Source organism: Shinella sp. GW821-FHT10F02 (assembly GCF_058809275.1).
The window spans coordinates 1-3,241 of record NZ_JBXASL010000022.1; the positions used below are offsets into that span (position 1 = coordinate 1).

The following is a 3,241-nucleotide window of genomic DNA, read 5'->3' on the forward strand; positions in this document are numbered from 1 at the left end:
GCGATCTTCGTGATCGTCGCCGCCGTCGGCCGCTTCCTCTCGGTCGCCTATCTGCGGCCCTGGGCGGCAGCCCGCAAGGCGAGCGCCGCGGCCAGGCCCGTGGACGAGGAAGTCAGCTTCTTCAAGCGCAACTTCTCGAAGATCGCGATCGTCGCGCTGCTCGTCTATCCGCCGCTGATGGTCATGCTGTTCGGCGTGCAGGGCTCGCTGAAGTGGGTCGACAATTTCGGCATCCAGATCCTCATCTACGTGATGCTCGCCTGGGGCCTGAACATCGTGGTCGGCCTCGCCGGCCTGCTCGACCTCGGCTACGTCGCCTTCTATGCGGTGGGCGCCTATTCCTACGCGCTGCTGTCGCAGCAGTTCGGCTTCTCCTTCTGGGTGCTGCTGCCGCTCGCCGGTATCCTCGCCGCCTTCTGGGGCATGATCCTCGGCTTCCCGGTGCTGCGCCTCAAGGGCGACTATCTCGCCATCGTGACGCTCGCCTTCGGGGAAATCATCCGCCTGGTGCTCATCAACTGGACGGAAGTCACCAAGGGCACCTTCGGCGTCTCCGGCATTCCGAAAGCCTCGGTGTTCGGCATCTGGTCCTTCGACGTCAGCGCGCCGAACAACTTCGCCAAGGCCTTCGACCTGCCGATGTCGTCCGCCTACTACAAGATCTTCCTGTTCTATCTCATCCTCGCCCTCGCCTTGCTGACCGCCTATGTGACGATCAAGCTGCGCCGCATGCCGATCGGCCGGGCCTGGGAAGCGCTGCGTGAAGACGAGATCGCCTGCCGCTCGCTCGGCATCAACACGGTGACGACGAAGCTGACGGCCTTCTCCATCGGCGCGATGTTCGGCGGTTTTGCCGGCTCCTTCTTCGCCGTGCGCCAGGGCTTCGTCTCGCCGGAAAGCTTCGTCTTCCTCGAATCGGCGATCATCCTCGCCATCGTGGTTCTCGGCGGCATGGGTTCGCTCGTCGGCATCGCGATCGCTGCGGCGGTGATGGTCGGCGGCACGGAGCTCCTGCGCGAAATGACCTTCCTGAAGGCGGTCTTCGGCCCGGACTTCACGCCGGAACTCTACCGCATGCTGATCTTCGGCATCGCGATGGTGGTGGTCATGGTCTGGAAGCCGCGTGGCTTCGTCGGAAGCCGTGAGCCGACCGCGTTCCTCAAGGAACGCAAGGCGGTCTCCGGCAGCTTCACCAAGGAAGGGCACGGCTGATGGCGACCCTGACCAACGTGGCGACGAACACAGCGACAAAGACCATGACGAACGATCCCATCCTGAAAGTCGAGCATCTCTCGATGCGCTTCGGTGGCCTCATGGCCATCAACGACCTGTCCTTCGAGGCGCATCGCGGCGACATCACCGCGCTGATCGGCCCGAACGGTGCGGGCAAGACCACGGTCTTCAACTGCGTGACCGGCTTCTACAAGCCGACCATGGGCATGATCACCATGCGCCAGAAGGGCGGCCGGGAATTCCTGCTGGAACGCATGACCGACTTCGAGGTCAATCGTGATGCGAAGGTCGCGCGCACCTTCCAGAACATCCGGCTCTTCTCGGGCCTGACCGTGCTGGAAAACCTGCTCGTCGCCCAGCACAACATGCTGATGAAGGCATCCGGCTATACGATCCTCGGCCTGCTCGGTTTCCCGACCTACAAGAAGGCTGCGGGCGAATCGGTCGATATCGCCAAATACTGGCTGGAGAAGGCGAACCTCATCGATCGCGCCGACGATCCGGCGGGCGACCTGCCCTACGGCGCGCAGCGTCGTCTGGAAATCGCCCGCGCCATGTGCACGGGGCCGGAATTCCTGTGCCTCGACGAACCGGCGGCGGGCCTCAACCCGCGTGAATCGCTGACGCTCAACGAGCTGCTGCGCTCGATCCGCAAAGACAGCGGCACGTCGATCCTGCTCATCGAGCACGACATGTCGGTGGTCATGGAAATCTCCGACCACGTCGTCGTGCTCGAATATGGCCAGAAGATTTCCGATGGCACGCCGGACCATGTGAAGAACGATCCGAAGGTTATCGCGGCCTATCTCGGTGTGGAAGACGATGAGGTCGAAGAGGTGATTGAAGAGATCGAGGTTATCGCCGAGAGCGAAGGCCCGCAGGGAGGGTCGCACGCATGAGTGATACGCTTCTCAGCGTCCAGGGCGTGGAAACCTACTACGGCAACATCCGCGCGCTCGCCGGTGTCAATGTCGAGGTGAAGAGGGGCGAGATCGTCAGCCTGATCGGTGCGAACGGCGCCGGCAAGTCGACGCTGATGATGACGATCTGCGGCAGCCCGCAGGCGCGCACCGGCACCGTCACCTTCGACGGCGAGGACATCACGCGCGTGCCGACGCATCTGATCGCGCGTCGTCGCATCGCGCAATCGCCGGAAGGGCGCCGCATCTTCCCGCGCATGACGGTCTATGAAAACCTTCAGATGGGCGCGAGCCTCGACAATCTGAAGTTCTTCAACGAGGACGTGGAGAAGATCTTCACGCTCTTCCCGCGCCTCAAGGAACGCCAGGCCCAGCGCGGCGGTACGCTTTCGGGTGGCGAGCAGCAGATGCTGTCCATCGGCCGTGCGCTGATGGCGCGTCCGAAGCTCCTGCTTCTCGACGAGCCGTCGCTCGGGCTTGCGCCGTTGATCATCAAGCAGATCTTCGACGCCATCAAGGTCTTGAACCAGGAGCAGGGTCTGACCGTGTTCCTCGTCGAGCAGAACGCCTTCGCCGCCCTCAAACTCTCCAACCGGGCCTATGTGATGGTCAACGGCCAGGTGACGATGAGCGGTTCGGGCAAGGAACTTCTGGCCAATCCGGAAGTGCGCGCCGCCTATCTTGAAGGTGGGCGCCACTAGGGCGGTCGAGAGGAGAAAAAAATGCAGGGAATTCTCTACGAAGAACCGTCCATCTGGCAGTTCCTGTTCATCACCGTCATCATGGGCGGCTGGACTGCCTGGCGCACCGGCAAGAGCGTTGCGGAGAACTGGCAGAACTATACGACGCTGCTGATCTACGTGGCTCTGCTCGGCGTCGCCATCCGCTTCATCCACCACGCCCTGTTCCACGGCAGCATGCTGACGGTGCAGTACTATGTCGTGGACACCGCCGTGCTTTTGTTGTTTGCTACGCTCGGTTACCGCTACTATCGCACGCGGCAAATGACCAACAACTACTACTGGCTCTATGAAAAAGCATCGCTCTTTTCATGGAAGTCTAAATAACCAGAGGGAACTCCGCGACCG

At 62.1% G+C, this 3,241-nt stretch carries 4 protein-coding genes; all 4 read left to right on the forward strand.

Annotated elements, in window-relative coordinates:
• On the forward strand, positions 1-1,212 hold a 1,212-nt coding region (gene livM, locus AC1RWL_RS32125; protein WP_493158618.1), incomplete at its 5' end, for a high-affinity branched-chain amino acid ABC transporter permease LivM.
• Positions 1,212-2,132 carry an ABC transporter ATP-binding protein gene (locus tag AC1RWL_RS32130; RefSeq protein WP_439616003.1) on the forward strand — a complete coding sequence of 307 codons (921 nt, stop codon included), beginning with the start codon at positions 1,212-1,214 and terminating at the stop codon, positions 2,130-2,132. The genes livM and AC1RWL_RS32130, both read left to right, overlap by 1 nt.
• Positions 2,129-2,854, forward strand: a complete 726-nt coding sequence (locus AC1RWL_RS32135) for an ABC transporter ATP-binding protein (protein ID WP_256121064.1) — start codon at positions 2,129-2,131, stop codon at positions 2,852-2,854. The genes AC1RWL_RS32130 and AC1RWL_RS32135 overlap by 4 nt, the downstream gene beginning before the upstream one ends.
• A 21-nt stretch (positions 2,855-2,875) precedes the next feature.
• Positions 2,876-3,220 (forward strand): DUF6867 family protein, encoded by a 345-nt coding sequence (locus tag AC1RWL_RS32140; RefSeq protein ID WP_256121065.1) that lies wholly within the window; start codon positions 2,876-2,878, stop codon positions 3,218-3,220.
• Positions 3,221-3,241: the final 21 nt, after the last annotated feature.